Genomic DNA, 26,444 nt, shown 5'->3' with positions numbered 1-26,444 from the left:
GACGCCCGGCCCTAGCGTTGCAGGCGGCCGTTGATGTTGTGGATGTCCTCGATTTCGATCCGCGTGTCGCGCCAGCGGCCGGAGCGGGACTGGCAGGTCGCCTCGAGCACGACGCGCTTGCGACTGGCGTCGATCCGGATATCCCGGCAGCTGCGCTGGAACGAGCTGGCGGCGCCGGGCGTGCCGCGCACCAGGCGGCCGTCGTCATTGTGGATGCCGGTCAATTCGATATCGGTGCCGCGCTGCCGGCCCCGGCCGTTGTCGCAGGTGGCACTCAGGTAGACCGACCGGCGGTCCACCTCCAGCCGGATGTCGGTGCAGGACCGCTGGAAGCTGGACGAGCCGGCCGCCGCCGAGCCGATGCCGAGGGCGAGAAAACCGGTCGCAAGCAGCAAAAGGCGCATCAGATTTCCCCCACCGAATTCCGGCGCCAGTTTCGGCCTTTCGCCCTGCCCGGGCAAGGGGCCGGCCGTGACGGCCGTCACCAACCGTAGGTCTGGGCGACGTCGACCGCGATCCGGATCAGCACGCCGGCCGAGACGAGAATGAGCAGCCATCGCCCCAGGCGGCCCGGGCCGGCGAAGTCGGGCTTGCGGGCCGGCGGTCGGGATTCGGGTTCGGTCATGGCATATCCTGGCTTTCCGGACGGGAGGCGCCCCGCCGCCCTGGACGTGGGAACGACGGGGTGCTTTGCAAGGGGGGCTCAGCGCCCCACCATCCGCCGGTAGAGATGCCAGGTGGCATGGCCGAGCACGGGCAGGACGACGACGAGCCCGGCGAACATCGGCAGGCTGCCGAGGAAGAGCAGCCCGGCGACGACCAGCCCCCAGGCGGCCATGACCCCCGGGTTGGTAGCGACCGCCCGCAGCGAGGTCAGCACGGCGACATCGACCCGGGCATGGCGGTCCACCATCATCGGGAAGGACACGACCGAGATCGTGAGCACGGCGACGGCGAAGACGAAACCGACCCCGAGGCCGATCGCGGTCATGATCAGGCCCTGGCGCGTGTTCAGCACGTCGTGCAGGAAAGCGGCCAGCGAGGCCGGCGGCTGCGGCCCCAGGGTCGCGTCATAGATGGCGACGGCGGCGAACTGCCACGCGAAGAACATGCCGACCAGGACCAGGCCGAGCAGGGCGATGCCGACGATCGACGGCGAGCGCAGGACATGCAGCGCCCCCAGCCACGACACCTCGCCCCCCGTCTCGCGCTGGCGGCTGAGTTCGTAAAGCCCGACGCCGGCCAGGGGCCCGATCAGGGCGAAGCCGGCGGCCAGCGGGAAGACCAGCGGCAGCAAGGCCTGTTCCATCGCCGCCCGGCTGAGCACCAGCCCGATCACCGGATAGACGAGGCAGAGGAAGATCACATCGGTGCGGCAGGCGGCGAAATCCCGCAGGCCCCGGGCCAGCACGGTGCCGAGATCGGCCAGATCGAGCCGGCGGATCGCCGGCAGGGGCAGGGCCGCGTCCGCGTCCTCGCGGTAGATGTCGTGCCCGGCGGCACCGAAGGCGCGGGCCGCGCCGGAAACGAAGTCGGCCCCCCATTCGACCGGATTGCGGATGGTCATGGCGTTTCTCCCCAATCGGCGTTGCCGATCATCGTTCCCGATCGGCGCCGTCCTGATCGTTGACCGCCCACCGCGAAAGGCATCGCGCCGGGACCGGGAGCCCTGGGGCCGGCCGTGGCGAAACGCCTCACCCGACTGTCCGACCATGACCAGTCCGCGACCCCGGGGTTGAAGATACGCCTGGAATTTCCCCTTGTCGCGGCCCATCATGCACCCCTTGATCCAGCGCAAGGCAGGCCGCCGCCGCCCGGCCGATACTGCCGCCTCAGCCGCCCCCGCCCCTGCCGGCCACGGGGGCCGGTGATCGGACCGACCGATCACTCGATCACGAAAACCATCGCGCAGCCCTCTTGAATAATTCTAATCTGGCTGCCATTTTAGTCACGCAGTCAGGCGGTTAGGTGTAATTAGACACCCGACGGAGAAACCCGTGGCGGGCCCTTCGTCCTGCTTCAAACCCGAGAGGATAGTCAGATGTCGCTGATCAATACCGAAGTGAAGCCCTTCAAGGCCCAGGCCTATCACAACGGCAAGTTCGTCGAAGTGACCAACGAGACGCTGAAGGGCAAGTGGTCGGTCTTCGTGTTCTATCCGGCCGACTTCACCTTCGTCTGCCCGACCGAGCTGGGCGACCTCGCCGACAATTACGCGGAATTCCAGGGCCTGGGCGTCGAAATCTACGGCGTGTCGACCGACACCCATTTCACCCACAAGGCCTGGCACGACACCTCGGACACCATCGGCAAGGTCCAGTATCCGCTGGTCGCCGACCCGACCCTCGCGATCTCGCGCAACTTCGAAGTCCTGATCGAGGAAGAAGGCCTCGCCTATCGCGGCACCTTCGTGATCAACCCCGAAGGCCTGATCAAGATCATCGAAGTCCATGACAACGGCATCGGCCGCGACGCCAAGGAACTTCTCCGCAAGGTGAAGGCCGCCCAGTATGTCGCCTCGCACCCCGGCGAAGTCTGCCCGGCGAAGTGGACCCCCGGCGCCGAGACCCTGAAGCCGTCGCTGGATCTCGTCGGCAAGATCTGAGTTCGCATCACTCTCGGGGCGTCCGGGGCCGTCAGGCCCCGGGGGCTTCGGCCCCGTACACTTTCTATTTAGCGCCCGTTCGGCGCGGAAAGTCGGTAATCCGTCATGTTGGACGCCACGCTCAAGGCCCAGCTCAAGGGCTATATGGAACGGGCCACGTCGCCGATCGAGATCGTGGCCTCCCTCGACGACAGCGAAGCCTCGGCGCAGATGCGCTCCCTGCTCGCCGATATCAAGGACGTCTCGTCCCTGGTCTCGCTGCGGGAAGACAATGGCGCGGACGTGAAGACGCCCTCCTTCGCCTTGAACCGCCCGGACGGTTCGGTGGGGATCCGCTTCTCCGGCCTGCCCATGGGCCATGAATTCACCTCCCTCGTGCTCGCCCTGCTCCAGGTCGGCGGCTATCCGCCCAAGGTGGACGCGGACACGATCGAGCAGATCAAGGCCCTGGACGGCGATTTCACCTTCAAGACCTATATCTCGCTGACCTGCCAGAACTGCCCGGAAGTGGTGCAGGCCCTGAACCTGATGGCGGTGCTGAACCCCCGGATCCGCCACGAGATGATCGACGGCGCCCTGTTCCAGGACGAAGTGACGGCGCTGCAGATCATGGCCGTGCCCACCGTCTACCTGAACGGCGAAGTCTTCGGCCAGGGCCGCATGGAAGCGGGCGAGATCCTGAAGAAGCTGGACACCGGCGCCGAAAAGCGCGCGGCCGAGAAGATCGACGCCAAGGCGCCCTTCGACGTGCTGGTCGTCGGCGGCGGCCCGGCCGGCGCGGCGGCCGCGATCTATGCCGCGCGGAAGGGCATCCGCACCGGCGTCGTCGCCGAACGCTTCGGCGGCCAGGTGCTCGACACCCTGGGCATCGAGAATTTCATCTCGGTCAAGGAAACCGAGGGGCCGCGTCTTGCCGCCGGGCTCGAAGAACATGTGAAGTCCTATGACGTGGACATCATGAATCTTCAGCGGGCCGGCAAGCTGACCGCCGGTGACCTGATCGAGGTGGAACTGGAATCCGGGGCCAAGCTCCGCTCCAAGGCCGTGATCCTGGCGACCGGGGCGCGCTGGCGCGACATGGGCGTGCCCGGCGAGAAAGAGTATCGCACCAAGGGCGTCGCCTATTGCCCGCATTGCGACGGCCCCCTGTTCAAGGGCAAGCGCGTCGCGGTGATCGGCGGCGGCAATTCCGGCGTCGAGGCGGCGATCGACCTTGCCGGCATCGTCGCCCATGTCACCCTGTTCGAGTTCATGGATGTGCTGCGGGCCGATGCGGTGCTGGTGACCAAGCTGAAAAGCCTGCCCAATGTCACCATCGTCATGGAAGCGCAGACGACGGCAGTGCTGGGCGACGGCCAGAAGGTCACCGGCCTCGCCTATAAGGACCGGAAGAGCGGCGAGAGCCACAAGCTCGACCTCGAAGGCATCTTCGTGCAGATCGGCCTGGTGCCCAATACCGAATGGCTGAAGGGCGGCCCGGTGGACCTGACCCCGCGCGGCGAGATCATCGTCGATGCCAAGGGCCAGACCTCGGTCGCCGGCGTCTTCGCCGCCGGCGACGTGACCACCGTGCCCTACAAGCAGATCGTCATCGCCATGGGCGAGGGCGCGAAGGCATCGCTCGGCGCCTTCGACCACCTGATCCGCAGTTCCGTCCCCGTGGCGGCCGCGGCGGAGTAAGGCAAGCGGCGGGGGCCGCCGGGCGACCGGCGGTCCCGCTTCCTCTTCAGTAGAGGTTTTTCTTGTAGTCGCCGGCGAGGCCCTTCTCCATCAGGCCCGGCACCGCCAGCACGGTGCTGACCAGCCGGGCCTGCAGGCTCCTGCCCCTGTTCAGCCGGATATGCGCGGTGAAGACCGCCGCCGGATCGATCCCCGCCGGGCGGGGCGCCGCCGGCCAGGGCCGGGCGCGGGCCAGGGCCGGGCTTTCCCCGATTTCGAGCACCGGCGCATCGACCCTCGTCACCAGCAGGGGCAATTTCCCCTCGACCGCGAAGGGAGTGCGGGCCGCCGCCGCCACGGTCAGCGTCGGCCGCCCGGATAGCGAGGCCACCGCCGTACCGCCCGGCACCAGGGCGCAGGCGGCCAGCCGCGGCCGGCTCAGGATATTGCGATAGCTGTCGGTCCGGCGGTTGCCCGGGCGTTCCGGGAACCACAGGGCGCCGTCGGCCCGGCGCAGCAGCAGGCCCGCCGGATCCCCCTTGGGGCTGACGTCCAGGCGCCCGGCCGCATCCATGGTCGCCAGCGCCATGAAGCGGCAGGCTTCGGGAAATTCGGCGGCGGACCCCGCCCCCGGCGCCGCCGCCCAGAAATCGGACCGGATCAGCGCCTTGGCGCAATGGGCATAGCATTCCTCGACCGCCACTGCGATCACACCGTCCCGAAGGCCGGCGACGCGGCCGTTCACCCGCAGGGTTTCGCCGATCCCGGGCACCAGGAACAGGGAACCGAAGCCGGTACCGACCCTGGCGGAACCGGCGTCGTCGAGACAGGCCGCCGGCAGTTCCAGTCGGCCCGGCCCGGCCGCGGCGGCAAAGCCGGGCGCCCCGCCCGCCAGGGTGACGGCAAGACCATCACCATCGCCGAAGGCGACGAAAGCCAGCGGTGCGGCCGCCAGCCAGCGCGCCGCCTCCCCATCCAGGTGATCGATGACCTTGAGGTCGACCGCTCCCGACGGCTTGCCGATGCAGGCTTCGAGACCGGCGATATCGGTGATATCGGTGATCTGGTCCGGCATGCGCGGGATCCCTTTTCTCTTCCGCTCCGATGGTGCCATCGCCGACACCGCCCGGTTTATCGCATTTGCCGATGCCCGCCCGCCCCCAACGAGGCCATTGACAATCGGATTCGAGTATATACTCTAATTCGAGTAAACACTCTAAATAACCGCTGCCGCTGCCTGATGGGGAGGGAACCATGCTTCGCTACGGCCAATTTTTCCTGTGCTATCCGATCGTGCTCGCGACCACCGCCGGCCTGCTCCTGGGCGGGCCTTTCGTCTGGACGGGGCTGGCCCTGACCCTGATCCTGGGCGGCGCCATCGACCAGTTCTTCGCCCCAGACACCAGCGAGCCGGACTATGGCCAGACCTGGGTGCTGGATGCCCTGCTCTATGGCGTGCTGCCCCTGATCGGCCTCATGCTGCTGGGCTTCGCCTGGTTCCTGGCCGCCCCGGCCAGCGATCTTTTCGGCCTGGGCGCCCTGGTGCAGCAGGCGACGGGGTATGACGCGCTGGCGGCACGCGCCGAGGCCGGGGGCTTCACCTTTGCCGGCGCCATGATTTCGGTCGGCACCATGCTGGGGGTGGCCGGGATCAATGTCGGCCATGAACTGACCCACCGCACCTGGGACCGCTGGTCCATGCTGTTCGGGCGCTGGATGCTGGCGACGGCCTATGACGCCTCCTTCGGCATCGAGCATGTCTATGGCCACCACAAGAATATCGCGACCTATGACGACCCCGCGACCTCGCGGAAGGGCGAGACGCTCTATACTTTCGTCTTCCGCTCGGCCTGGGGCCAGTATCGGAACGAATTCCGCCTGGAGCGCGACCGCCTGGCCCGGCGCAACCGCCACTGGCTGCATGGGGACAACCGGTTCCTGCGCGGGCTGGCCATGCAGGCGGGCATCACCGGGCTCTTCGCCCTGGCGGCCGGCCCCGTCGGCGCCCTGGCCTATGCCGCGACCGCGCTGTTCGGCAAGAGCTGGCTCGAATATGTGAATTATATCGAGCATTACGGCATCGTCCGCGTGCCGGGCACCCAGGTGCGCACCGATCATTCGTGGAATTCCAACCATGCGGTTTCCTCGAAGATCCTGTTCAACCTGACCCGCCATTCCGACCATCACGCCCATGGCGACAAGCCGTTCTGGGACCTGAAGCCCTATCTGGACGCGCCGACCATGCCCTATGGCTATATCGTCATGATCATGATCGCCTTCGTGCCGCCGCTGTGGTTCCGGGTGATGGCGCCCAAGGTGCGGGAATGGGAGACGAACCACGCCACCCCGGCCGAGCGCGCCATCCTGCGCGGCGAAACCCCGCGCGACACGCTGGTCGCCGCCGAATAACGGGACGGGAGGAAACGCCATGTTCGGCAGGCTGTTCGGCAGGAAGACCGAAACCCCGACGATCACCCTCGCCCCCTCGGGCCGGGTGATCGAGGCCCCGAAAGGCGCCACCATCCTGGGCGCCGCCCTGAAGGCCGGGGTCGACTACCCCAGCAATTGCCGGGTCGGCAGTTGCGGCGCCTGCAAGAGCAGGCTGGTCGAGGGCGAGATCCGCGCCCTGACCGACTTTTCCTACACGCTGTCAGCGGACGAACTGTCCGCCGGCTGCATCCTGGCCTGCCAGGCGGTGCCCAAGGGGCCGGTGGTGGTCCAGCCCCTGGCCGTGGCCGACAGCACCGTCGCCGGCCGGATCCTGCGCCAGGACGGGCTGACCCATGATATCCAGGACATCACGCTCGCCCTGGACAGCACCATCGATTTCAAGGCCGGGCAATATGCCACCCTGTCGGTTCCGGGCGTGGCCGAGGGGCGGTGCTATTCCTTCGCCCATGCGCCGCAAGGGGACGGGACCGCGCGCTTCATCATCCGCCATGTCCCGGGCGGCGCCTTCACCGGCTGGCTGTTCGGCGGCGACCGCGCCGGCACCGCGATCAGCCTCGGCCAGCCCCGGGGCGACTTCGGCCTGAAGGCGCCGGGGCCCGGCCTCTTCATCGCCGGGGGCTCCGGCCTCGGCCCCGTGCTGTCGGTGCTGGAAACCCTGGCGGCGGCGGGCGACCGGCGCAAGCTGACCCTGCTGTTCGGGGCGCGGACGGCGGCCGATCTCTATGCCCGGGACCGGCTGGACGCCCTGTCCCGCCAACTCGACCTGACGGTGCGTTTCATCCTGTCCGCCGAGCCGGCGGGCAGCGACTGGGCGGGGGAGCGCGGGCTGGTCACCGCGCCGCTGGCCGAGATGCCGCTGCCGGCCGCCGCCGCGCTCTGCGGCCCGCCGGCGATGATCGATGCCGCCATCGCCGTGCTGCGCGGCCGGGGCCTTGCCCCCGCCGCCATCAGTTTCGACAAATTCACCGACCAAAGCAGCGGGGGCCAAAGCAGCGGGGCCCAACGCCCCGCCGCCTGATTGCGCCTACTTCAGCAATTCACCGGCGATGATCAGCTTCCGCACTTCCGAGGTGCCGGCGCCGATCTCCAGCAGCTTGGAGGCGCGGTAGAGGCGGTTGACCTCGGATTCGCGCATATAGCCGGCGCCGCCGAAGATCTGCACCGCGTCCGAGACCACGCGGGTGCAGCCTTCGGCGGCATAGAGGATGCAGGCCGCCGTCAGCTTGTGAATGTCGCCGCGGCCGCCGGCGCCTTCCTCCAGGCCGTTCGCCTCCGCCAGGGTGCGGTAGCAGAAAGTCTTCATGGTTTCGATCGTGGTCCACATCTCGGCCAACTTCGCCTGGATCATCTGGAACTCGCCGATCTTGCGGCCGAACTGCTCGCGGGTCTTGGCATAGTCAAGCGCAAGGTCGAAGGCCCGTTCCGCCATGCCGAGATTGATCATGGCGACGATGGCGCGTTCGAGGTCGAGGCCGGACATGACGACCGCAACCCCCCGGTTCTCGACCCCGACCAGGTTTTCCGCCGGCACGCGGCAATCGTCGAACACCAGTTCCGCCGTGGTCGAGCCGCGGAAACCCATCTTGTCCAGCTTCTGCGCCACCTGGAAGCCGGGGAAATCCTTCTCGATCACGAAGGCGGAAATACCCTTGGCGCCGGCCGCCTTGTCGGTCTTGGCATAGACCAGCAGGTAATCCGCCACCGGGCCGTTGGTGATATAGAGCTTGCGGCCGTTCAGGATGTAATGGTCGCCCTCGCGCCGCGCCGTCGTCGCCATCGAGCCCAGCGCATCGGAACCGGCCCCCGGCTCGGTCAGGCCGAGCGCGCCGATCTTGGTCCCGTCGATCAGGCCGGGCAGGTAGCGCGCCCGGATCGCGGCATTGCCGTTCCGGGCGATATTGTTCAGGCACAGGTTCTCATGGGCGACATAGGACAGGGCCACCGCGTGATTCCAGCGCGCCAGCCCCTGGGCGATCAGCCCCGAGGTGAAGAAATCGGCGCCGGCCCCGCCCAGGTCCGGCTCGACCGTGACGCCGAGGAAGCCCATGCGGGCCAGCGCCGGCATCACCTGGGGCGGCCACCATTCGTCATTGTCCATCTTCGGCGCCAGGTCGAACAATTCGCCCCGGCCGAACCTGTCGGCCTGATCCAGGATTTCCTGCTGGTCCGGGGTCAGGCGAAAGCCGTTCAGGCCGGCGCCGTTCACCCCGAAATCGGCCGCGGCCGACGCAGACGCATTCATGCTGGTCTCTCCTCCCGGCCGGGGTGGCGCTGTTTTTCCGCATGTCCCCGGTTGACACGATTAAAATGAAGCATATTCAATATGGCGACGGAGACAAGGGGGAGAATGACGGCCATGCCGGTCATCAGCGCCAAACGCATGCAGGACCGGATCGACGCGATCGTCGAGGCCGCGACCGCCGTCTTCGGCGCCAAGGGCTATGAAGCCGCCTCCATCGCCGAGATCGCCCGCGCCGCCGAGATTTCCGACGGCCTGATCTATCGCTATTTCTCCAACAAGCGCGACCTCTTGTACCGCGTGCTCGAAGCCTTCTACGAGCGTGTCGTCGCCGCCCTCGAAAAGGAGGCGGCCAACGGCGCCACTTTCGAGGACAGGCTGCACGCCCTGATCCGGCGCCACCTGGGCAATTTCGTCGCCGACCGGGAATTGTGCCGGCTGTTCCTGTCGGAAGTCCGGGTCGCCAGCGATTACAAGGGTTCCGCCATCCAGAATCTGAACCGGCGCTATGTGTCGGTCCTGACCGCCTTGATCGAGGCGGGCATCGGGCAGGGCGAGGTGAAGGCGGATGCCTCGCCCCGCCTGGTGCGCAACGTCATCTTCGGCGCGATCGAGCACATCGCCTGGCCCTATGTGAACGGCGACGGCAAGCTCGACGTGGACGAGACGGCCAAGGCCGTCACCGCCCTGATCTACGGCGGCATCGGCATTCCGGCGAAAACCTGAAAACAAAGACCGACAGGACATGACCCAGCCCTTTCCCTTCGATACCGTCCTGGTGGCCAACCGGGGCGAGATTGCGCTTCGCATCCTGCGCACCGCCAGACGCCTGGGCCTGAAGGGCGCCATCGTCTTCCACGCCGCCGACAAGGGCGCGCCCGCCATCGCCGCCGCCGACATCGCCATCGAGATCAAGGGCCCGACCCCGGTCGCCGCCTTCCTCGACGGTGCCCAGATCATCGAGGCGGCACGGGCGGCCGGCGCCGGCGCCATCCATCCCGGCTATGGCTTCCTGTCCGAGAACGCCGGCTTCGCCCGCGCGGTGGCGGCGGCGGGCATCGCCTTCGTCGGCCCCCTGCCCGAGGCCATCGACCTGATGGGCGACAAGGTGCGGGCGCGGAAATTCGTCGCCGACCGGGGTTTTCCCGTCGCCCCCTCGGCGATCGAGGACGACGACCCGGCGACCTTCGCCGAGCGCGCCCGCCAGGTCGGCGCGCCCCTGCTGATCAAACCCTCGGCCGGCGGCGGCGGCAAGGGCATGAGGATCGTCCGCGACCTTGCCCTGCTTGACGAGGAAATCGCCCGCGCCCGTTCGGAAGGCCAGCGCTATTTCGGCGACGGCCGGCTCTATGTCGAGCGTTTCGTCGAGAACCCGCGCCATATCGAGGTGCAGGTGATGGGCGATGCCCATGGCAGCGTCATCCACCTGCACGAGCGCGAATGCTCGGTCCAGCGCCGCTTCCAGAAGATCGTCGAGGAAACCCCCTCGCCGGCCCTGACCGCTGACCAGCGGACCGCCATCTGCGAAACCGCCGCCGGCATTGCGCGCGCCGCGCACTACCGGAATGCCGGCACGGTCGAATTCATCTATGGCGACGGCGAATTCTATTTCCTTGAGATGAACACCCGCCTTCAGGTCGAACACCCGGTAACGGAAGAGATTACGGGCCTCGACCTGGTCGAGATCCAGTTGCGCGTCGCCGCCGGCGAGAGGCTGCCGCTGGCGCAAGGCGAGGTGCCGTCCAACGGCCATGCGATCGAACTGCGCCTCTATGCCGAAAGCCCGGCGCGCGGCTTCGTGCCCACCACCGGCAAGGTGCTGGCCCTGGATTGGCCCGCCGGCCCCGGCATCCGCATCGATTCCGGCATCGCGAAGGGGCAGGCGGTCACCACCGCCTTCGATCCCATGCTGGCGAAACTGATCGTCCATGGCGCCACAAGGGCGGAGGCGATCGCCCGCGCCCGCGCCGCCCTTGCCGATCTCGTGCTGCTGGGCTGCGAGACCAATGCCGCCTTCCTGGACCGGCTGCTGGCGGACGAGGTGTTTGCCGGCGGCGCGGTCCATACCGGCACCCTGGACGCCCGGCCCGATCTGGCCGCCGAGCCGGCCCCGACGCCGGACGAGATCCGCCGCCTGCTGGCCGCCGCAACCCTGAGCCTGCGCCCCACGCGCGACGCCGCCGACCGCATTCCCGCCCTTCACGCCGCCATCGGCGCCTGGCGCAATTGACCGGGAGGTCCCCCTCACCCAACCCTCTCCCCCAAGGGGGCGAGGGCTTGCAGCCCGCGTGGTCGGGCTCCCTCGCCCCCTTGGGGGAGAGGGCGGGGGTGAGGGGGAACCCCCAAACAAGAACAAGCACTGCGACCCCATCGATAACCACCGGAAACGCCCCATGCGTCACCTTCTCCTGATCGACGAGGCGGAAGCCGAAGCGGGCCTCGCACCCGCCGGCGACGGTCTCTACACCCTGCTGGTCGGTGCCGAGACCATCCCCGTCTCGCTGGCCGGCAAGATACTCACCGTTAACGGCAAGGCCGAGCGGATCGCGGTCGCCGTCGACGGCGATACGGTCTTCGTGCACCTGAACGGCAAGGCCCACCGCATCGACTATCGCGAACCGCTGGCCCGCTTCGCCAGGGGCGCTGCCGGCGGCGGCGCGGATGCCATCGCCGCGCCCATGCCCGGCGCCGTGGTCGCGGTCAATGTAATGGCAGGCGATACGGTCGCCGCCGGCCAGGTGATGATGGTGATCGAAAGCATGAAGCTGGAGACCGCGATCAAGGCCCCGCGCGATGCCGTCATCGAGGCGGTGCATGTCGCCGCCGGCAAGACCTTCAACAAGGGCGCCGCCCTGATCGCCCTCGTGCCTGCCGAGACCGCCTGACATGCGCCTGATCGAAAGCCTGATCGACACCGCCTCGCCCGAATTCCAGGCGAATGCCCTCCACAACCGGAACCTTGCGGCAACGCTGCGCGAGAAGCACCGCAAGGCCCGCTTCGAGCGCCCGCAGCGCGATCTCGACCGGCTCGCCCGCCAGAACAAGCTGGGCGTGCGGGAACGGATCGAAGCCCTGCTCGACCCCGGCACGCCCTTCTTCGAATTGTCCACCCTGGCGGCCAATCAGGCTTACGGCGGCGACGTGCCGGGGGCGGCCATCGTCACCGGCATCGGCATCGTCGCCGGCCAGGAAGTGGTGATCCATGCCGACGATCCGGCGGTGAAGGGCGGGGCGTGGTATCCGCTGTCCGTGAAGAAGATCGTCCGCGCCCTCGACATCGCCATCGAAAACCGTCTGCCGGTGGTCCATCTCTGCGATTCCGCCGGCGGCTTCCTGCCGCTCCAGGCCGATCTCTTCGCCGACAAATATCTGGCCGGGCGCATCTTCCGCAACCAGGCCACCCTGTCGAAGCTGGGCGTGCCCCAGGTCGCCATCGTGCTCGGCCATTGCACGGCGGGCGGCGCCTATATCCCCGCCCTGTCGGAATATAACGTCATCGTGCGCGGCACCGGCGCCATCTTCCTGGGCGGGCCGCCGCTGGTGAAGGCCGCGACCGGTGAAGTGGTGACGGTCGACGAGTTGGGCGGCTGCGACACCCATACCCAGATCTCCGGCACCGCCGATTACCCGGCCGACACCGAAATGCACGCGATTGCGATTGCCCGCGACATCGTCGGCACCTGGAAGCGGGCGGAAAAACTGAAGATCGAACGCATCGCCCCCGAAGCGCCGCATTACGACCCGGCCGAGCTTTACGGCATCATCCCGCGCGACATCAAGGTGCAGTTCGACATGCGGGAAGTGATCGCCCGCCTCGTCGACGGCAGCCGCTTCCACGAATACCAGCCGGCCTATGGCACCACGCTGGTCTGCGGTTTCGCCCATCTCTATGGCATGCGGGTGGGGATCATCGGCAACAACGGCGTGCTCTTCAACGACAGTTCGCTGAAGGGCGCCCATTTCATGCAATTGTGCGACCAGAACCGCACCCCGATCCTGTTCCTGCAAAATATCACCGGTTATATGGTCGGCCGCGAATACGAGCATCGCGGCATCACCAAGGACGGCGCCAAGATGATCATGGCGGTCTCCGGCCTCGAAGTGCCGAAGCTCACCCTGATCGTGAACGGCTCGTTCGGGGCCGGCAACTACGGCATGTCGGGCCGGGCCTTCGATCCCCGCTTCCTGTTCATGTGGCCGCAGAGCCAGATCTCGGTCATGGGCGCCGACCAGGCCGCCAATGTCCTGACCGACCTCAAGGTGAAACAGGCGACGCGCGGCGGCGACACCCTCTCGGCCGAGGCGGTGGCGGCGATCCGGGAACCGATCCTCGACGATTACCGCCGCCTGTCCAGCGCCTATTATTCGACCTCGGAAATGTGGGACGACGGCATCCTCGACCCGGTCGATACCCGGAACGCGCTGGCGATCACCCTCAGCGCGACCCTGAACCGGCCGATCGAGCGGCCGCATTTCGGCGTCTTCCGCATGTAACCCTGGTCACGCCAACTGGCCCAGTTTCGAGATCTCCATCCGCTTCGCCTTCTCGAAACTGGCCAGGAGGATGGAGAGAAAGGCCTGGGCCGCCGCGCTCTGCCGCGCCGATTTCTTGAACAGCACATAGAAGGTGTTCTCGGTGCGGAAGTGCCTGGGCAGGACTTCCAGCAATTCGCCGCTCTCGACCCAGGGGGCAACGAAATGGGGCGGCAGGAAACCGAGAAAGGCCCCGCTGAGAACGAGAAGGATGCGGGCGTCGATATTGCTCGAACGCGCATCGGTGCGGAAACCGCCGGCCAGGGCGGCGAAATCCGGATCCTCGGTCACGCCGGGCATGACCAGCCGGTGCTGCTTCACCGCCTCCGCCGTCAGCCCGTCCAGCCCGGCTTGCGCCAATTCGTGGTTCCGCCCGCAATAGAGGCGCAATTCCTCGCGGAACAGCGGGATCATCTCGATCGACGACAATTCGCGCGGCACGACCGAGACGCCGAGATCGGCCTCGCCGTCCAGGATGCCCTGCTCGACCCCGGCCGGCGTCGCCGAATCCATGACGATCTCGACCTTGCCGTGGCGCTTGGCGAAATCGCCGATCGCCCGCGTCATCGGCCCGGCCGCGACCGAGACCAGATTGTCGACCAGAAGGAGCGACACCCGCCCGGTCAGGGCCTTCACCGCCGTCGCCACCCGGTCGCGGAATTTCTCGACGTCGGTGAACAATTGCAGCGAGGCGAGATAGACGATCTGCCCCTCGTCGGTCAGGCGGAAGCCGCTGCGCCCGCGCACGCACAGCTTGGTGCCCATGCGCTGTTCGAGATGGGCGATATCCAGGCTGATGGCCGATTTCGACTTGTTCAGCGCCACTTCGGCCGCGGTGAAGCCGCCGTTCTCGACCACGGTGCGAAAGACACGCAGAAGGCGCAGGTCGCCGTCCGATATCGCCCCGCGGAACACTTGGGGGGCGCGCGACCTGGAATTCGTCTTATTCAGTTTAGCCTCCGCTTAACCAAAGGTTTGGCGATCACCATCGTGCAGTGCAATATTTGTGCATTAAGGTTGATCATGCCCAAACGACAGGCGCTTGGGCAACAGAGCTGGAGTGCGGCATGGATCAAGACCTTCACCGCGAGGATTCCCTTGCACTCGCGCGCGATCTCTACGCCCGGGGGCGGGTGAACCGGCGCGATTTCCTCACCCTCTGCGCCATGCTGGGGGCGACGGCGGCCGGGGTCGGCCTCGGCGGCCGCAAGGCCCAGGCGGCGGGCGAGATCACCATCTCCAACTTCGGCGGCGATGCCGTCAAGGCCTATACCGACGCCTGGACCGCGCCCTTCACCGCCGCCACCGGCACCAAGGTGAATATCGACGGCGCCGGCCCCCTGCCCGGCAACATCAAGAAGATGGTCGACGAGAAGAACGTCATCTGGGACGTGTCCGACGGCGACGGTTTCTACGGCCTTCAGCTCGGCCCCGACTACCTGGAGCCGATCGACTATGCGGTGGTCGATCCCAAGGGCTATTTCGACTGGAACAAGTTCGACCTGTCGGCCGGCAACTACGTCTATTCCTATGTCCTCGCCTATGACAAGACCAAGCTGCCGGAAGCGCCGACGAGCTGGGCCGATTTCTTCGACCTGAAGAAATTCCCGGGCAAGCGCACGCTCTGGAAGTGGTTCATGGGCATGCCGGAAATCTTCATGCTGGCCGCCGGCAAGAAGCCGGAGGAAGTCTATCCGATCGACATGAAGCTGGTCGTCGAGATGGTGAAATCGCTGGGCGACAGTCTGGTTCTCTGGGATTCGGGCGCGTCCAGCCAGCAATTGTTCCTCGACGGCGAAGTGGTGATGGGCAACATCTGGAACACGCGATGTTCTGTGCTGGAGCGCGACACCAAGGGCCGCGTCGCCTGGACCTGGAACCAGCAGATCGTCAGCCCCGGCGCCTGGTGCATCCCGAAGGGCGGCAAGAACCTGAAGCTGGCCCAGGATTTCATCGCCTCGACCCAGGACCCGCAGAAGCAGATCAAGCTGTTGGAAGCCATGGGCAACGGCCCGGCCAACCCGGCCGCCATCCCCCTGCTGAGCCCGGAACAGGCGCGCCTGAACCCGACCTCGCATCTCGACGTCGGCGTGATCCGCAACGAAAAATGGTATGCGGAACATTACGACACCGAACTGAATGCGTGGCTCGACGCCGTTGCCGGCTGAACCCGTCGCCGCCCGCATCGAGACGGCCTTGCGCAATGCGCGGGGCCGTCTCGATCCCTACTGGTGGCTGGTGGCGCCGCTGCTGATCGTCACCATCGGCCTCTATCTCCTGCCGCTCGGCAATATCCTGGTGCTGTCGGTAACCGATCCGAAGCCCGGGCTCGACAATTACGAGCGCCTCGTCACCGCCGCCGGGCCGGTCAAGGTGCTGATGACGACGCTGCGCATCTGCGCCGTCACCACCGCGATCTCCATCGTGCTCGGTTTCTGCGTCGCCTTCGCCATGGCCCATGCCGGCGACCGCCACCAGCGCATCCTGCTTGTCGGCGTGCTCGTCCCCTTGTGGATTTCGGTGCTGGTGCGGGCGTTTTCCTGGCTCGTCCTGCTGCGCGACCAGGGGCCGGTGAACGACTGGCTGATGCGCGGCGGCCTGATCGACGAGCCGCTGGCCCTGGTCCGCAACGAATTGGGCGTCGTCATCGGCATGGTGCATTACCTGATCCCCTATGCCGTGCTGCCCATCTTCGCCGTCATGCGCGGCATCGACCAGCGCCTGCTGTTCGCCTCGCGCAGCCTGGGCGCCGGGCCGGCCACCACTTTCCTCAAGGTCTATCTGCCGCTCACCCTGCCGGGGGTGTTCGCGGCCATGGTCATCGTCTTCGTCTTCGGCCTCGGCTTCTATGTGACGCCGGCGATCCTGGGCGGCGGGCGCGTGGTCATGCTGGCGGAATCGGTCAGCGTCGCCATCCTGCAAACCGTGCGCTGGGGCTTCGGTGCCGCGCAGTCGGTGGTGCTCCTGGTCCTGACCCTGGTCCTGATCGGCATCATGGGCAAGACCGTGGGCCTGAAGAAAGGGTTCGGCTGATGCGGAAGCTGCGCCTTGCGCCGGGCCTCGTCCTCTCGCTCACCATTGCCTGGATCGTCATCGGTTTCCTGCTGGCGCCGATGTTCATTTCGGTGCCCCTGTCCCTGACGCCGGAACGTTTCCTGTCCATGCCGGACGGGGAATTGTCGCTGCGCCATTACGAGACCGTCTTCACCTCGCCCGCCTGGCTGGGGGCGCTGGGCGACAGTGCCGTGGTCGGCATCGGGGCGACGGTGCTGGCCACCGTCATCGGGGCGGCGGCGGCGATCGGCCTGTGGCGAATCGGCGGGCGGGCGGCCCGGATCATCGGCGTGCTCGCCCTGATGCCGATGATCGTGCCGCCCATCGTCACCGCCCTGGCCCTGTCGCGCAGCTGGGTGACGCTCGGCCTGTTCGATACGGTGTTCGGCGTCATCCTGGCCCATGCCATTCTCGGCATGCCCTTCGTCTTCATGACCGTTTCCGCCGCCCTCGAGGGGCTGGATCCCCGCATCGTGCAGGCGGCGCGCAGCCTGGGCGCCGGGCCGTTCCGGGTGGTGCGGGACGTGATCGTGCCCAATGTGAAGGCCGGCCTGCTTACCGGCGGCCTGTTCGCCTTCGTGATTTCGTGGGACGAGATCATCGTCACCCTCTTCGTCTCGTCGCGCAGCGTCTATACCCTGCCGCGCAAGATCTGGTCCGACATCAGGGACAATATCGATCCCGCGGTGGCGGCCGTTTCCACCCTCATGATCGGCATCACCGTGATCGTCGCCGTTCTTTACCTGTTGCGTGACCTGATGCGCGCCAAATCCGGGGAAGCCTGATGAGCACCGCCGCCGGCCGGGACATCCGCCTTTACGGCCTTTCCAAATTCTACGGGCCCTTCAAGGCGCTGGACGATATCGACCTGACCATCGCGCCGGGCGAATTCCTGACCCTGCTCGGGCCATCGGGTTCCGGCAAGAGCACGCTTCTGATGGCGCTGGCCGGCTTCGTCGAGCCGAGCCACGGCGATATTTTCGTCGGCGGCCGGTCGATCACCGCCCTTGCCCCCGAGAAGCGGAATTTCGGCGTGGTGTTCCAGGGTTACGCCCTGTTCCCCCATATGAGCGTCGCCGAGAATGTCGCCTATCCCTTGAAGGTGCGCGGTCTCGACCGGCCCCTGATCGAGGCCAAGGTGGCGGAGGCCCTGGCCCTCGTCCAGCTCGACGCCCTGGCGAAGCGCCTGCCCAAGCAATTGTCCGGCGGCCAGCAGCAGCGCGTGGCGCTGGCCCGCGCCCTGGTCTTCTCGCCCGAGGTCCTGCTGCTCGACGAGCCGATGGGCGCCCTCGACAAGAAGCTGCGCCACGACCTGCAGATCGAATTGCGCCAGTTGCACCGGAAACTGGGGCGGACCTTCGTCAACGTCACCCACGACCAGGAAGAGGCCATGGCCATGTCCGACCGGATCGCGATCATGCGCGCCGGGCGGATCGTGCAATTGGGCGCCCCGCGCGACCTCTACGACCTGCCGGAAACCCGTTTCGTCGCCGATTTCCTGGGCAAGAGCAATTTCATCGCCGGCCGGGTCGGCGAGACCACCGGCGGCACCGTCCTGGTCGAGACCGCGGACGGCCCGATCCGCCATGCCGCGCGCGGCCGCCCGGTCAAGACCGGGGACGAGGCCTTGCTGGCGCTGCGCCCGCAGGCGCTCCGCCTCGGGCCGGGGGGCGACAATGCCCTGCCCGCCCGGGTCGAAACCGCGATCTTCCTCGGCACCCATGCCGAACTGACCGTGCGCACGGCCGGCGGCACGCCCTTCGCGATCAATACCCCGATCGAGCGCGCCGACGCCCTGCCGGCGGAAGGCGCCGACGTCACCCTGTCGTGGGACCGGACGGCGACCGTCGCCGTCGCGGAGGATTAAACCTCGGCGAACAGCCTTCTGGCGTGATCGCGAAGGACCAGCGCATCCGCGTCCCGGTCCGAAAGCTCCAGCCCGTCGGCGCCGGTGATGGCGTAATCCCGGGGGCCCAGTTCGCACAGGAAGATCAGGCTGTCGTCCGCCGCCGCCCGCGCCTTCCAGCGCCGGAACCCTTCCGCCCACCAGCCGAGGAAGAGGTCGAGCCAGGGCCTGGTCTGCGGGAAGCCGACCGGCAATTGCACCTGGCAGCGGTTGGCGATCCGGCCCTGGAAACTGTCGCAGCGCTCCAGGATCCGGCTGATCTGAAGGTGATAGTCGGGAAACAGCGGCAGGGTCATTTCCCGGTCGACCACGTAATGCGACAGATCGCAGGCCATGCGCATCTCGGGGATCGCGTCCAGCAGTTGCAGGGTGGCGAACATGTCGTTGGTGATGCAGGCGCGGTGGGTCTCGAACTGAATCGGCACGCCTTCCTCGCGCGCCACCCGCAGCCAGTCCCGGATCACCGGGATCGAGCCCTCGACCGAGACCGGCATCACCTGCCCGACCACGACGACGAAGGGCGAGCCGATGTCCTTGGCGAGGTGAAGCGCCGGGCGCAGGTCCTCGATCGATTTCGGGAAGGCGGTCAAGAGGCCGCCCAGCCCGACCTGCCCGAACAGGGGCACGCAGGCCCGCGCCTGATCGAGGGAGAGAGCGCCGAGGTCGATCGCCATGCCGTCATAGCCCGCCGCCTTCACCGCCTCGAAGCGCGCCGCCACCGGCGTCTCGGGGACGCCGGGGGTGCGCTTCTCGGTCGCCCACAGCGACTGATAGACCTTGAGGTCAGGCATTGGCCGCGACCTTGGCATCCGCCCGGTTGGTCTCGTCCATGATCCAGGGCCGGTCCATCGGATAGTCGGCCTCGGTGCGGCCGCCGGACAATTTGCGGATCACGTCCAGCTGGAAGCCGAGGTAGGTCATCGAATAGGGCTTGATGCCGTTGCCGTCGAAGATTTCGCGATGCAGGTCCTTCAGCTTCCAGAACGGCACGCCCGGGAAGGCATGGTGGGCGGTGTGATACTGCATGTTCCAGCAGGCCCAGCGCAGCACGGCATTGGTCCGGGTCGAGCGGGTGTTGGTCAGGATGTTCTGCTCGTGCGACAGGCCGAGGTGCTCGATCGTGTTCTGGAACTGGTGGATGAACTTGGTCGCGATCATCGGCGCCAGCCAGTAGAGGACGGCGGCCCAGCTCTGGGCATAGATCGAAACGGCGGCGATCGCGAGGTAACCGGCCATGTGCAGCCGGGCTTCCCGGATCACGTCCTTGCGGCGGACTTCCGGGATATAGGGCTCGACCACGATGCCGCAGCAGAAGCGGACGAGGCGGGCGATCCGCGAATACCAGTAGGACGGCCCGAGGAACCACATCAGGTAGCCGAACAGGGAATAGGGCCCGCGCACCAGTTCGCCGTCCTGTTCCCAGTCCTGGGTGTGGCGGTGGTGGGCGGTGTGCTGGATCTGGTCGAAATCGCGGGGATAGAGCAGGACGAAGCCGACGATGCGGCCGAAGACCTCGTTCAGGGCCCGGGTCTTGAACACGGTCCAATGGGACAATTCATGTTGCCCGGCATAGAGGAAGTTCAGCAACCCGCCGTGCAGGATGAAGGCCGGCACCACCCACCACGTCCCGAGCGCGAGATGCAGCAGGTAGCCGGTGGCGACGATCGCCGCGGCATGGCTGCCGAGCTGAAGCGCGCCGCGCAGGTCCGACCGGGCCGAAAGCTCGTGCAGCCGCCCGGGCTTGATCAGATTCTTGCGAACGAAGACTTCATCCATGGGGCAGCGCTCCCGGCATCGAAATGGAACAATGCCAGGATGATCGGGGAAGGCCCGGGCGCCGGAAATCCGAACGGCAATAATGTTACTTGAGCGAAAGCTGAACCTTCAGCCGTCGACCGGCGGCAGCGGGCGCGAGGCGACATAGGCGGCGCAAAGCCCGATCACCCCGGCGACGACCAGGGCCAGCCACAGGGCCGGCCGGCTGCCCAGGTAGAAGACGCCGTAACCGAACGCCATGCCGGACAGCGCCAGCGCCTTGCCCCGCCGCGAAATCGCGCCGTGGCGGCGCCAGGCGACCACGGTGGGCCCCAATTGGGGGTGATTCACCAGCCAGGCTTCCAGCCGGGGCGAGGAGCGGGCGAAACAGGCGGCGGCCAGGATCAGGAAAATCGTGGTCGGCATGACCGGCAGGAAGGCGCCGATGATGCCGAGCGCGGTCATGGCGAGGCCCAGCACCAGATAGAAAGCCTGCTGCGCCCGCTTCATGACAATGCCACCCTCCCGTCACCTCTGCGGGAGCATAGCATGAGTCCGGCGGATCCGCCCGCGCCCCTATTTCAGGACCTGGGCCAGGAAGGCCTGCAGGCGATCGCTTTTCGGCGCATCGAAAAATGTCGCCGCCGGGGCATCCTCGACGATTTCGCCCTGGTCCATGAACAGGCAGCGGTCGGCGACCTTGCGGGCGAAGCCCATTTCATGGGTGACGCAGATCATGGTCATGCCGTCCGCCGCCAGCTCCTCGATCGCGCGCAGCACCTCGCCCACCATTTCGGGGTCGAGGGCGGAGGTCGGCTCGTCGAACAGCATGATGCGCGGTTCCATGCACAGGGCCCGGGCGATCGCCACCCGCTGCTGCTGCCCGCCCGACAGTTGCGCCGGGTATTTATGGGCCTGGTCGGCGATATGGACCCGGGCGAGATAGCGCAGGGCCAGGGTTTCCGCCTTGGCCTTATCCATCTTCAGGGCGGTACGCGGCGCGAAGGTGCAATTGTCCAGAATGGTCAGGTGCGGAAACAGGTTGAACTGCTGGAATACCATCCCCGCCTCGCGCCGGACGTCGAGGACCGAGACGCGGTCGGGCCCGAGCAGGATTCCGTTCACGGTGATGCGCCCGCCCTCATGCGGTTCGAGGGCGTTGATGCAGCGGATCAGGGTCGATTTGCCGGAGCCGGACGGCCCGCAGATCACCAGTTTCTCGCCCCGCTGCACGGTGAGGCTGACGGCGCGCAGCGCGTGATAGCGCCCGTACCATTTGTCCACCCGCTCCATCGAGACGGCGGGATAGCGATCCAGTCCGGCGAATTCCATGGGGCCCCTCACGCCGGCGCCAGATGGCGGTTCAGGCGGCGGTCCAGCCACCCGAAGCCAAGGCGCATCGCATTGTTGATGACCCAATAGATGAAGCCCGCGGCCAGGATCGGGGTGAAGGGATCATAGGTCAGGTAGAAGATTTCGTTCGCCGCCGCCGTCAGGTCGGTCAGGGTCACGGCGCTGACCGCCGCCGTCGATTTCATGAAGATCAGCGATTCGGTCTGATAGGCCTTCAGGCCGTAGCGGACGGCGATGGGCAGGCGGATCTGCCACAGCACCTGCCGGGGCGACAGGCCGAGTGCCGCCGCCGCCTCGATCAGGCCGGCCGGCACCGCCTCCATGCCGCCGCGCATGATCTCGACGACATAGCCCGAATGGTTCAGCGAGAAGGCCACCACCACGCAGAAGAAGGCATGCTGGAACAGCAGCCACAGCCAGCCCTCGCGCACGATATCGAGCTGCGCCAGGCCGTTGTAGATCAGATAGAGCAGGATCAGGCTGGGCGCGCCCCGGCACACCGCGACATAAGCCGCGCCGAAGAATGCCAGCCCGCGGTGCCGCGACATCCGCGCGAAGGACACCAGCAGGCCGAGCGGCCCGCCCACCGCCATCACCGTGACGGTGACCAGCAGGGTGGTCCAGGCCCCCGCCATCAGGGCCGGCATGTTTTCCCAGGCCAGGGCGAGATCGAAGGTCATGTCACACCCTCGCCCGGCGCTGGCCGCGCTCGAGGCGCAGCGCCACCTGGCGCACCAGGGGCAGGGTCAGCGAACTGATCAGGACGAAGAACAGCAGCGCCGCCGTGAAGAACATGAAGGGTTCCTTGGTCGAGCCGGCGGCGATCTTCGCCTGGGCGATCAGGTCGTTCAGCCCGGCCAGCGAGACCAATGCCGTATCCTTGAGCAGGACGATCCAGGTATTGGCCAGCCCGGGCAGGGCGAGGCGCAGCGCCTGGGGTAGCACGATCCGGAACCACAGGTGGCGGCGCGGCACGGACAGCGCCTCGCAGGCCTCGAACTGGCCCTTGGGCACATTGAGGATGGCCCCCCGGATCAGGTCGCCCAGATAGGCAGCATAGACCAGCGCCAGCGCCGCGACCCCGGCAGCGAAGGGCGAGACGTCCAGCTTCACCCGGATGCCGAGGGGGGACAGCAGGCCGCGCACGATCTCGGCCCCGCCGAAATAGAACAGGAAGATGATGAGCAGCGACGGCACCCCGGTGAAGACCGAGGCGTAAACCCGGAACAGCCACCAGCGCGGCCCCTTGCCCTTCAGGGCGAAGACCGCGAGCGCGAGGCCGAAGACCAGCGCCAGCAGGAACCCGTAAACCGCCAGCTTCATGGTGATCACGGCCCCGAACAGCAGTTCGTCGCCGTAACCCGTATCGCCCAGGGCGAGAAGTTCCATGCCCGGTTACTCCACTGGAAATCCCCGCCGGCACCCGGGGGGTGATGGTGCCGGCGGGGCCCCTGCCAATCGGGCCTCAGCCCTCCTTGGCGACGCAGGCGGCCTCGGCGGCGACGATGGCGACCGAGAGGTATTTCTTGCGGATCTGCGTGAAGGTGCAGTCGTCCAGCATGGATTTCAGCGCCGCATCCATCTTGGCGATCAACTCGTCCTCGCCCTTCCGCACGATCCAGCTCGACCCGCGCTGTTCCGGCGCGATCGAGGTATCGCCCGACCAATTGTCGCCGCCGGCCAGCTCGAAATCCTTGCCTTCCGGCTTGTCGATCAATTCCGCGGTCCAGTTCAGCTTGGCGCCATAGGTCATGTCGATGCGCCCGGCGAGAAGATCCAGCTTGATCTGGTCCGGGTTGTCGTAGAGCGAGACCACCGGCGCATCGCCATATTGCGAGGTGATGAAGGTCGCCATCGCCGAGCCGCGCTGCACGCCGATGCGCACCCCCTTCAGGCCCGCCGGCGTGAACTCGTAGGTCTTGCCCTTGCGGACGACGTAAGTGTCCGGGTTGTAGACCACGGGAATGCCGAACAGGGCCTTTTCCTTGCGCTCCGGCGTCGGCGTCACCTGGCTGCCGACGACGTCGACCTTGCCCTGCAACAGCGAGGGGATCAGGGCCTTGAAGTCCATGATCGCGAACTCGCAGGTTACCTTCATCCGCTTGCACATTTCTTCCGCAAGCTCGGGCTCGACGCCGATCAGCTTGCCTTCGGGCGTGATCATGCTGAAGGGCGGATAAGTCCCTTCGTTGCCGATGATCACCTTGTCGGCGGCAAGGCCGGTGCCGGCGGCAAGGGCGGCAAGAGCGAGGCCCAGCAATCCTGACTTGAACATACCCATGATCGAGACCTCTTTCGCAAAGGGGGAAAGGTCGGCACGTGATCCGGCGCGCCGGTCTCATGAAGTACAGGGACAGACCGAATTATTGTCAATTGACGCGGGCATGCGCGATTTTTGGGCAAAGGCGCATAATTTCGCGCCACAGGCCCGAAATCATTGCCTTTCCGGCGCTCAATATTTGGACTTTTCACCGGTTCAAATGATGATTTGAAAGATTCGTAATCGCACGGCCGCCCGGGTCTGCGACCGTTCGGGCGAACGACAGCTTGCTATCGCCCGTGCTCGGGCCATGGACGGGGACCGGCAGCAGATGAAGCAACAGATCCTGTTTTCCAGCGACCTCGACGATCCGGCGGCCTGGGCGGCGGCGGTCGCGGCCCTTCGCCCCGAGATCGAGGTCGTCGACTGGCGTAATGTCACGGATCCCGCCTCGGTGCCCTTCGCGCTTTTGTGGAAGCCGCCGGCGGCGGGCCTTGCCGCCTTCACCGGCCTGAAGGGCATCCAGTCGCTGGGGGCCGGGATCAACCAGCTGAACCTGGCCGAACTGCCGGCGGGCGTGCCCCTGGCCCGGCTGATCGACGACAGCCTGACCGAGACCATGACCGATTACGCCGTCGCCGCGGTCTATCGCCATTACCGCGGCTTCGATCATTTCGAGCGCCAGACCCGGGCGCGGCTGTGGGACTATCGCCCGGCCCGGCGGAAGGGCGATTTCCCCATCGGGGTGATGGGCCTCGGCGTCCTGGGCGGGGCGATCGCGCGGCAGTTGCGCGACCTCGGCTTTCCGGTCTCGGGCTGGTCGCGCGGGCCGCACCGGATCGACGGCGTGCGCTGCCATGCCGGCACCGGCGAATTGCCGGATTTCCTGGCCGCCAGCCGGCTCGTCGTCAATGTCCTGGCCCTGACGCCGGCGACCGCGGGCATCCTCAATGCCGGGACCTTCGCCCTGATGCCGGCGGAGAGCTTCGTCGTCAACATCGGCCGCGGCGGCCATCTGATCGAGGACGACCTGATCGCGGCCATCGATGCCGGCCGGATCGCCGGCGCCACCCTGGACGTCTTCTCGACCGAACCCCTGCCGGTCGAACACCCGATCTATTCGCGACCCGAAATCCTGGCCACCCCGCATGTCGCCGGCGCCATCGCCCCCGAGACGGCGGCCCGCACCGTGATCGAGAATTTCGACCGCGCCCTCCGCGGCGACCCGCTGCTGAACGCGGTCGACACGGCCCGCGGCTACTGACGGCCAGGGGCCGGGCGCCGGGCGGCGGTCTCTATGATATCCAGGGGGAAGTGGCGGAGAGGGTGGGATTCGAACCCACGGTACCCGCGAAGGTACAACGGTTTTCGAGACCGCCCCGATCGACCACTCTGGCACCTCTCCGCGAGACATCGGGTCGTCAAGGCGGGGAGAGATAGCCGAGGTCGGTGCCGGTTGCAAAGGAAAAAATCGTCTCTTTCGCCGGGCGGGGGGCGGCGGGCATGATGGGGCATGAGCCGACGTGCCGCCGCCATCGATGAAGCCCTGCGCGTGCTGGCGCCGCGCCTGCCGGCCCGGGACCGGGCGGCGGTGGTCGACCGGGCGCTCGGCTCGCGGCAGATGCGCGCGGCGCCGGCGCCCGCATCTGCCTGGGCGGCGCTGGTCGGCTATGGCCGGCACGGCTTCACCGATTACGACCGCCTGCTGGCCGAGGGCTATGGCCGGGAGGCGGCACGCCATTTCACCGCGGCGGCGCTCGGCGCCGTGCTGCGCGGCTGGGGCTGCCGGGAAATCCCGGCGGCGGACGGCGAGAGGGGCGGCGATCTGGCGTTGACTCCGGACCCGCCATCGCTATAGTGCGCGCTCTCGCGGCGGGCATGTGCCTGCCGTGGTATTCACTTATGGGCTCCAGTCGGGCCCCTGCCGCGGAAGACGGCAGCAGGTGGCAAACACCTGTGCAAGAAGGACTGGGTCGAATGTTTGCGGTTATCAAGACCGGCGGCAAGCAGTACAAGGTCGCCGAGAACGAAGTCATCACGGTCGAGCGCCTGGAAGGCGAGGCCGGCTCCACCATCTCCCTCGATCAGGTCCTCCTGGTCGGCGAGGGTGAGAATGTCACCGTCGGCGCCCCCGTGGTCGCCGGTGCCACGGTCACCGCCGAGATCGTCGGCCAGGCCCGCGGCCCGAAGCTGATCGTGTTCAAGAAGCGCCGCCGCCAGAATTCGCGCCGCAAGAACGGCCATCGCCAGGACCTGACCGTCCTGAAGATCACCAGCATCGCCGTCGCCTGAGCGCACGGTTACGAGAGATAGGAGCAAACCATGGCTCATAAAAAAGCAGGCGGCTCGTCCCGTAACGGTCGCGATTCGGACGGTCGGCGCCTCGGGGTCAAGAAGTACGGCGGCGAGGCCGTGATCCCCGGCAACATCATCATCCGCCAGCGCGGCACCAAGTTCCACCCGGGCGCCAATGTCGGCCTCGGCAAGGACCACACCATCTTCGCCCTGATCGCGGGCAAGGTGAAGTTCGCCATCGGCAAGCTCGGCCGGACCTATGTCTCGGTCGAAGAGCTGCCGGCGGCGGCGGAGTAATCTGCCGCGACCAGCCGCGGCCCGTCCGGCCCGCGGC

At 67.1% G+C, this 26,444-nt stretch carries 30 protein-coding genes and 1 tRNA gene; 17 read left to right on the top strand and 14 right to left on the bottom strand.

All coding sequences use genetic code 11. From position 1 onward, the window contains the following. Nucleotides 1-11: 11 nt before the first annotated feature. From DKG75_RS07000 to DKG75_RS06995, 3 genes are all read right to left on the bottom strand, one after another. Nucleotides 12-404, bottom strand: a complete 393-nt coding sequence (locus DKG75_RS07000) for a mannose-binding lectin (RefSeq protein WP_166646463.1) — start codon at nucleotides 402-404, stop codon at nucleotides 12-14. Nucleotides 405-481: 77 nt separating this feature from the next. After that, nucleotides 482-625, bottom strand: a complete 144-nt coding sequence (locus DKG75_RS22950) for a hypothetical protein (RefSeq protein ID WP_166646464.1) — start codon at nucleotides 623-625, stop codon at nucleotides 482-484. A 78-nt stretch (nucleotides 626-703) separates the two neighbouring features. Next, nucleotides 704-1,567: a DUF2189 domain-containing protein gene (locus DKG75_RS06995; RefSeq protein ID WP_109920381.1), complete on the bottom strand. Its 864-nt coding sequence runs from the start codon at nucleotides 1,565-1,567 to the stop codon at nucleotides 704-706. 474 nt (nucleotides 1,568-2,041) lie between these two features. On the opposite strand from DKG75_RS06995, the gene ahpC reads away from it, so the two are divergent. Both ahpC and ahpF read left to right on the top strand, forming a co-directional pair. Further along, complete coding sequence (ahpC, locus tag DKG75_RS06990; protein ID WP_109920380.1) at nucleotides 2,042-2,605, top strand: alkyl hydroperoxide reductase subunit C; 564 nt, start codon at nucleotides 2,042-2,044, stop codon at nucleotides 2,603-2,605. Between the two features lie 105 nt (nucleotides 2,606-2,710). Further along, on the top strand, nucleotides 2,711-4,285 hold the full coding sequence (gene ahpF, locus DKG75_RS06985; RefSeq protein ID WP_109920379.1) for an alkyl hydroperoxide reductase subunit F: 1,575 nt from the start codon (nucleotides 2,711-2,713) through the stop codon (nucleotides 4,283-4,285). A gap of 46 nt (nucleotides 4,286-4,331) precedes the next feature. Here the strand turns inward: ahpF and DKG75_RS06980 are convergent, their stop codons facing one another. Further along, nucleotides 4,332-5,339, bottom strand: a complete 1,008-nt coding sequence (locus DKG75_RS06980) for a pyridoxamine 5'-phosphate oxidase family protein (RefSeq protein ID WP_208112054.1) — start codon at nucleotides 5,337-5,339, stop codon at nucleotides 4,332-4,334. Nucleotides 5,340-5,518: 179 nt separating this feature from the next. On the opposite strand from DKG75_RS06980, the gene DKG75_RS06975 reads away from it, so the two are divergent. Together DKG75_RS06975 and DKG75_RS06970 are read left to right on the top strand one after the other, a co-directional pair. Then, the gene (locus DKG75_RS06975) at nucleotides 5,519-6,673 is read left to right on the top strand and encodes an alkane 1-monooxygenase (protein WP_109920378.1); all 1,155 of its coding nucleotides are present in this window, start codon (nucleotides 5,519-5,521) and stop codon (nucleotides 6,671-6,673) included. Between the two features lie 19 nt (nucleotides 6,674-6,692). After that, entirely contained in the window at nucleotides 6,693-7,733 is a 1,041-nt protein-coding gene (locus tag DKG75_RS06970) for a 2Fe-2S iron-sulfur cluster-binding protein (protein ID WP_109920377.1), read from the top strand. Between the two features lie 6 nt (nucleotides 7,734-7,739). Here DKG75_RS06970 and DKG75_RS06965 read toward each other — a convergent pair whose 3' ends face one another. Then, nucleotides 7,740-8,957, bottom strand: a complete 1,218-nt coding sequence (locus tag DKG75_RS06965; protein WP_109920376.1) for an acyl-CoA dehydrogenase family protein — start codon at nucleotides 8,955-8,957, stop codon at nucleotides 7,740-7,742. 114 nt (nucleotides 8,958-9,071) lie between these two features. On the opposite strand from DKG75_RS06965, the gene DKG75_RS06960 reads away from it, so the two are divergent. The 4 genes from DKG75_RS06960 (at nucleotide 9,072) to DKG75_RS06945 (ending at nucleotide 13,448) form a co-directional block, all read left to right on the top strand. Continuing rightward, nucleotides 9,072-9,680 (top strand): TetR/AcrR family transcriptional regulator, encoded by a 609-nt coding sequence (locus DKG75_RS06960; protein WP_166646465.1) that lies wholly within the window; start codon nucleotides 9,072-9,074, stop codon nucleotides 9,678-9,680. Nucleotides 9,681-9,699: 19 nt separating this feature from the next. After that, complete coding sequence (locus tag DKG75_RS06955) at nucleotides 9,700-11,184, top strand: acetyl-CoA carboxylase biotin carboxylase subunit (RefSeq protein WP_109920374.1); 1,485 nt, start codon at nucleotides 9,700-9,702, stop codon at nucleotides 11,182-11,184. A 163-nt stretch (nucleotides 11,185-11,347) separates the two neighbouring features. Beyond that, the gene (locus DKG75_RS06950; RefSeq protein WP_109920373.1) at nucleotides 11,348-11,839 is read left to right on the top strand and encodes a biotin/lipoyl-containing protein; all 492 of its coding nucleotides are present in this window, start codon (nucleotides 11,348-11,350) and stop codon (nucleotides 11,837-11,839) included. A 1-nt stretch (nucleotide 11,840) separates the two neighbouring features. After that, a complete protein-coding gene (locus DKG75_RS06945) occupies nucleotides 11,841-13,448 on the top strand; it encodes a carboxyl transferase domain-containing protein (protein ID WP_109920372.1) in 1,608 nt (535 codons plus the stop codon). Between the two features lie 6 nt (nucleotides 13,449-13,454). Here the strand turns inward: DKG75_RS06945 and DKG75_RS06940 are convergent, their stop codons facing one another. Continuing rightward, on the bottom strand, nucleotides 13,455-14,402 hold the full coding sequence (locus DKG75_RS06940; protein WP_109920371.1) for a LysR family transcriptional regulator: 948 nt from the start codon (nucleotides 14,400-14,402) through the stop codon (nucleotides 13,455-13,457). 152 nt (nucleotides 14,403-14,554) lie between these two features. Here DKG75_RS06940 and DKG75_RS06935 point away from each other — a divergent pair, with 152 nt between their 5' ends. From DKG75_RS06935 to DKG75_RS06920, 4 genes are read left to right on the top strand one after another with little or no spacing between them, the layout of a single operon-like run. Then, nucleotides 14,555-15,655 carry an extracellular solute-binding protein gene (locus DKG75_RS06935; RefSeq protein WP_109920370.1) on the top strand — a complete coding sequence of 367 codons (1,101 nt, stop codon included), beginning with the start codon at nucleotides 14,555-14,557 and terminating at the stop codon, nucleotides 15,653-15,655. Beyond that, nucleotides 15,645-16,520, top strand: coding sequence for an ABC transporter permease (locus tag DKG75_RS06930; RefSeq protein ID WP_243746522.1), 876 nt, complete (start codon nucleotides 15,645-15,647; stop codon nucleotides 16,518-16,520). The genes DKG75_RS06935 and DKG75_RS06930 overlap by 11 nt, the downstream gene beginning before the upstream one ends. Next, a complete protein-coding gene (locus tag DKG75_RS06925) occupies nucleotides 16,520-17,326 on the top strand; it encodes an ABC transporter permease (protein ID WP_109920368.1) in 807 nt (268 codons plus the stop codon). Before DKG75_RS06930 ends, DKG75_RS06925 begins: the two co-directional genes overlap by 1 nt. Beyond that, nucleotides 17,326-18,408 (top strand): ABC transporter ATP-binding protein, encoded by a 1,083-nt coding sequence (locus DKG75_RS06920; RefSeq protein WP_109920367.1) that lies wholly within the window; start codon nucleotides 17,326-17,328, stop codon nucleotides 18,406-18,408. Before DKG75_RS06925 ends, DKG75_RS06920 begins: the two co-directional genes overlap by 1 nt. Here the strand turns inward: DKG75_RS06920 and DKG75_RS06915 are convergent. From DKG75_RS06915 to DKG75_RS06885, 7 genes are all read right to left on the bottom strand, one after another. Then, nucleotides 18,405-19,238 carry a sugar phosphate isomerase/epimerase family protein gene (locus tag DKG75_RS06915; RefSeq protein WP_109920366.1) on the bottom strand — a complete coding sequence of 278 codons (834 nt, stop codon included), beginning with the start codon at nucleotides 19,236-19,238 and terminating at the stop codon, nucleotides 18,405-18,407. The two genes, DKG75_RS06920 and DKG75_RS06915, sit on opposite strands and share 4 nt — an antisense overlap. Next, a complete protein-coding gene (locus tag DKG75_RS06910; protein WP_109920365.1) occupies nucleotides 19,231-20,223 on the bottom strand; it encodes a fatty acid desaturase in 993 nt (330 codons plus the stop codon). Before DKG75_RS06910 ends, DKG75_RS06915 begins: the two co-directional genes overlap by 8 nt. A 108-nt stretch (nucleotides 20,224-20,331) precedes the next feature. Further along, nucleotides 20,332-20,712, bottom strand: coding sequence for a YbaN family protein (locus DKG75_RS06905; protein WP_109920364.1), 381 nt, complete (start codon nucleotides 20,710-20,712; stop codon nucleotides 20,332-20,334). A gap of 66 nt (nucleotides 20,713-20,778) precedes the next feature. After that, on the bottom strand, nucleotides 20,779-21,534 hold the full coding sequence (locus tag DKG75_RS06900) for an amino acid ABC transporter ATP-binding protein (protein WP_109920363.1): 756 nt from the start codon (nucleotides 21,532-21,534) through the stop codon (nucleotides 20,779-20,781). 8 nt (nucleotides 21,535-21,542) lie between these two features. Further along, the gene (locus DKG75_RS06895; RefSeq protein WP_109920362.1) at nucleotides 21,543-22,235 is read right to left on the bottom strand and encodes an ABC transporter permease; all 693 of its coding nucleotides are present in this window, start codon (nucleotides 22,233-22,235) and stop codon (nucleotides 21,543-21,545) included. Between the two features lies 1 nt (nucleotide 22,236). Then, complete coding sequence (locus DKG75_RS06890; protein WP_109920361.1) at nucleotides 22,237-22,944, bottom strand: ABC transporter permease subunit; 708 nt, start codon at nucleotides 22,942-22,944, stop codon at nucleotides 22,237-22,239. Nucleotides 22,945-23,020: 76 nt separating this feature from the next. Further along, nucleotides 23,021-23,836, bottom strand: a complete 816-nt coding sequence (locus tag DKG75_RS06885) for a transporter substrate-binding domain-containing protein (RefSeq protein WP_109920360.1) — start codon at nucleotides 23,834-23,836, stop codon at nucleotides 23,021-23,023. Between DKG75_RS06885 and DKG75_RS22695 the strand changes: the two genes are divergently transcribed. Both DKG75_RS22695 and DKG75_RS06880 read left to right on the top strand, forming a co-directional pair. Further along, entirely contained in the window at nucleotides 23,835-24,047 is a 213-nt protein-coding gene (locus DKG75_RS22695; protein WP_133636927.1) for a hypothetical protein, read from the top strand. The two genes, DKG75_RS06885 and DKG75_RS22695, sit on opposite strands and share 2 nt — an antisense overlap. A 99-nt stretch (nucleotides 24,048-24,146) precedes the next feature. Beyond that, a complete protein-coding gene (locus DKG75_RS06880) occupies nucleotides 24,147-25,079 on the top strand; it encodes a 2-hydroxyacid dehydrogenase (protein ID WP_166646466.1) in 933 nt (310 codons plus the stop codon). 51 nt (nucleotides 25,080-25,130) lie between these two features. Here the strand turns inward: DKG75_RS06880 and DKG75_RS06875 are convergent. Then, nucleotides 25,131-25,220: transfer RNA gene (locus DKG75_RS06875), tRNA-Ser, on the bottom strand. A 108-nt stretch (nucleotides 25,221-25,328) separates the two neighbouring features. Between DKG75_RS06875 and DKG75_RS06870 the strand changes: the two genes are divergently transcribed. The 3 genes from DKG75_RS06870 (at nucleotide 25,329) to rpmA (ending at nucleotide 26,407) form a co-directional block, all read left to right on the top strand. Further along, nucleotides 25,329-25,673: a DUF2293 domain-containing protein gene (locus tag DKG75_RS06870; protein WP_109920358.1), complete on the top strand. Its 345-nt coding sequence runs from the start codon at nucleotides 25,329-25,331 to the stop codon at nucleotides 25,671-25,673. Nucleotides 25,674-25,792: 119 nt separating this feature from the next. After that, nucleotides 25,793-26,107 (top strand): 50S ribosomal protein L21, encoded by a 315-nt coding sequence (gene rplU, locus DKG75_RS06865; RefSeq protein WP_109920357.1) that lies wholly within the window; start codon nucleotides 25,793-25,795, stop codon nucleotides 26,105-26,107. Between the two features lie 30 nt (nucleotides 26,108-26,137). After that, complete coding sequence (rpmA, locus tag DKG75_RS06860) at nucleotides 26,138-26,407, top strand: 50S ribosomal protein L27 (RefSeq protein WP_109920356.1); 270 nt, start codon at nucleotides 26,138-26,140, stop codon at nucleotides 26,405-26,407. Nucleotides 26,408-26,444 lie beyond the last annotated feature (37 nt).

This window comes from Zavarzinia compransoris (assembly GCF_003173055.1).
Classification (GTDB): Bacteria; Pseudomonadota; Alphaproteobacteria; order Zavarziniales; family Zavarziniaceae; genus Zavarzinia; species Zavarzinia compransoris.
The sequence above is the reverse complement of the archived record's forward strand: the minus strand, read 5'-3'. Positions and strand labels throughout refer to the sequence as shown.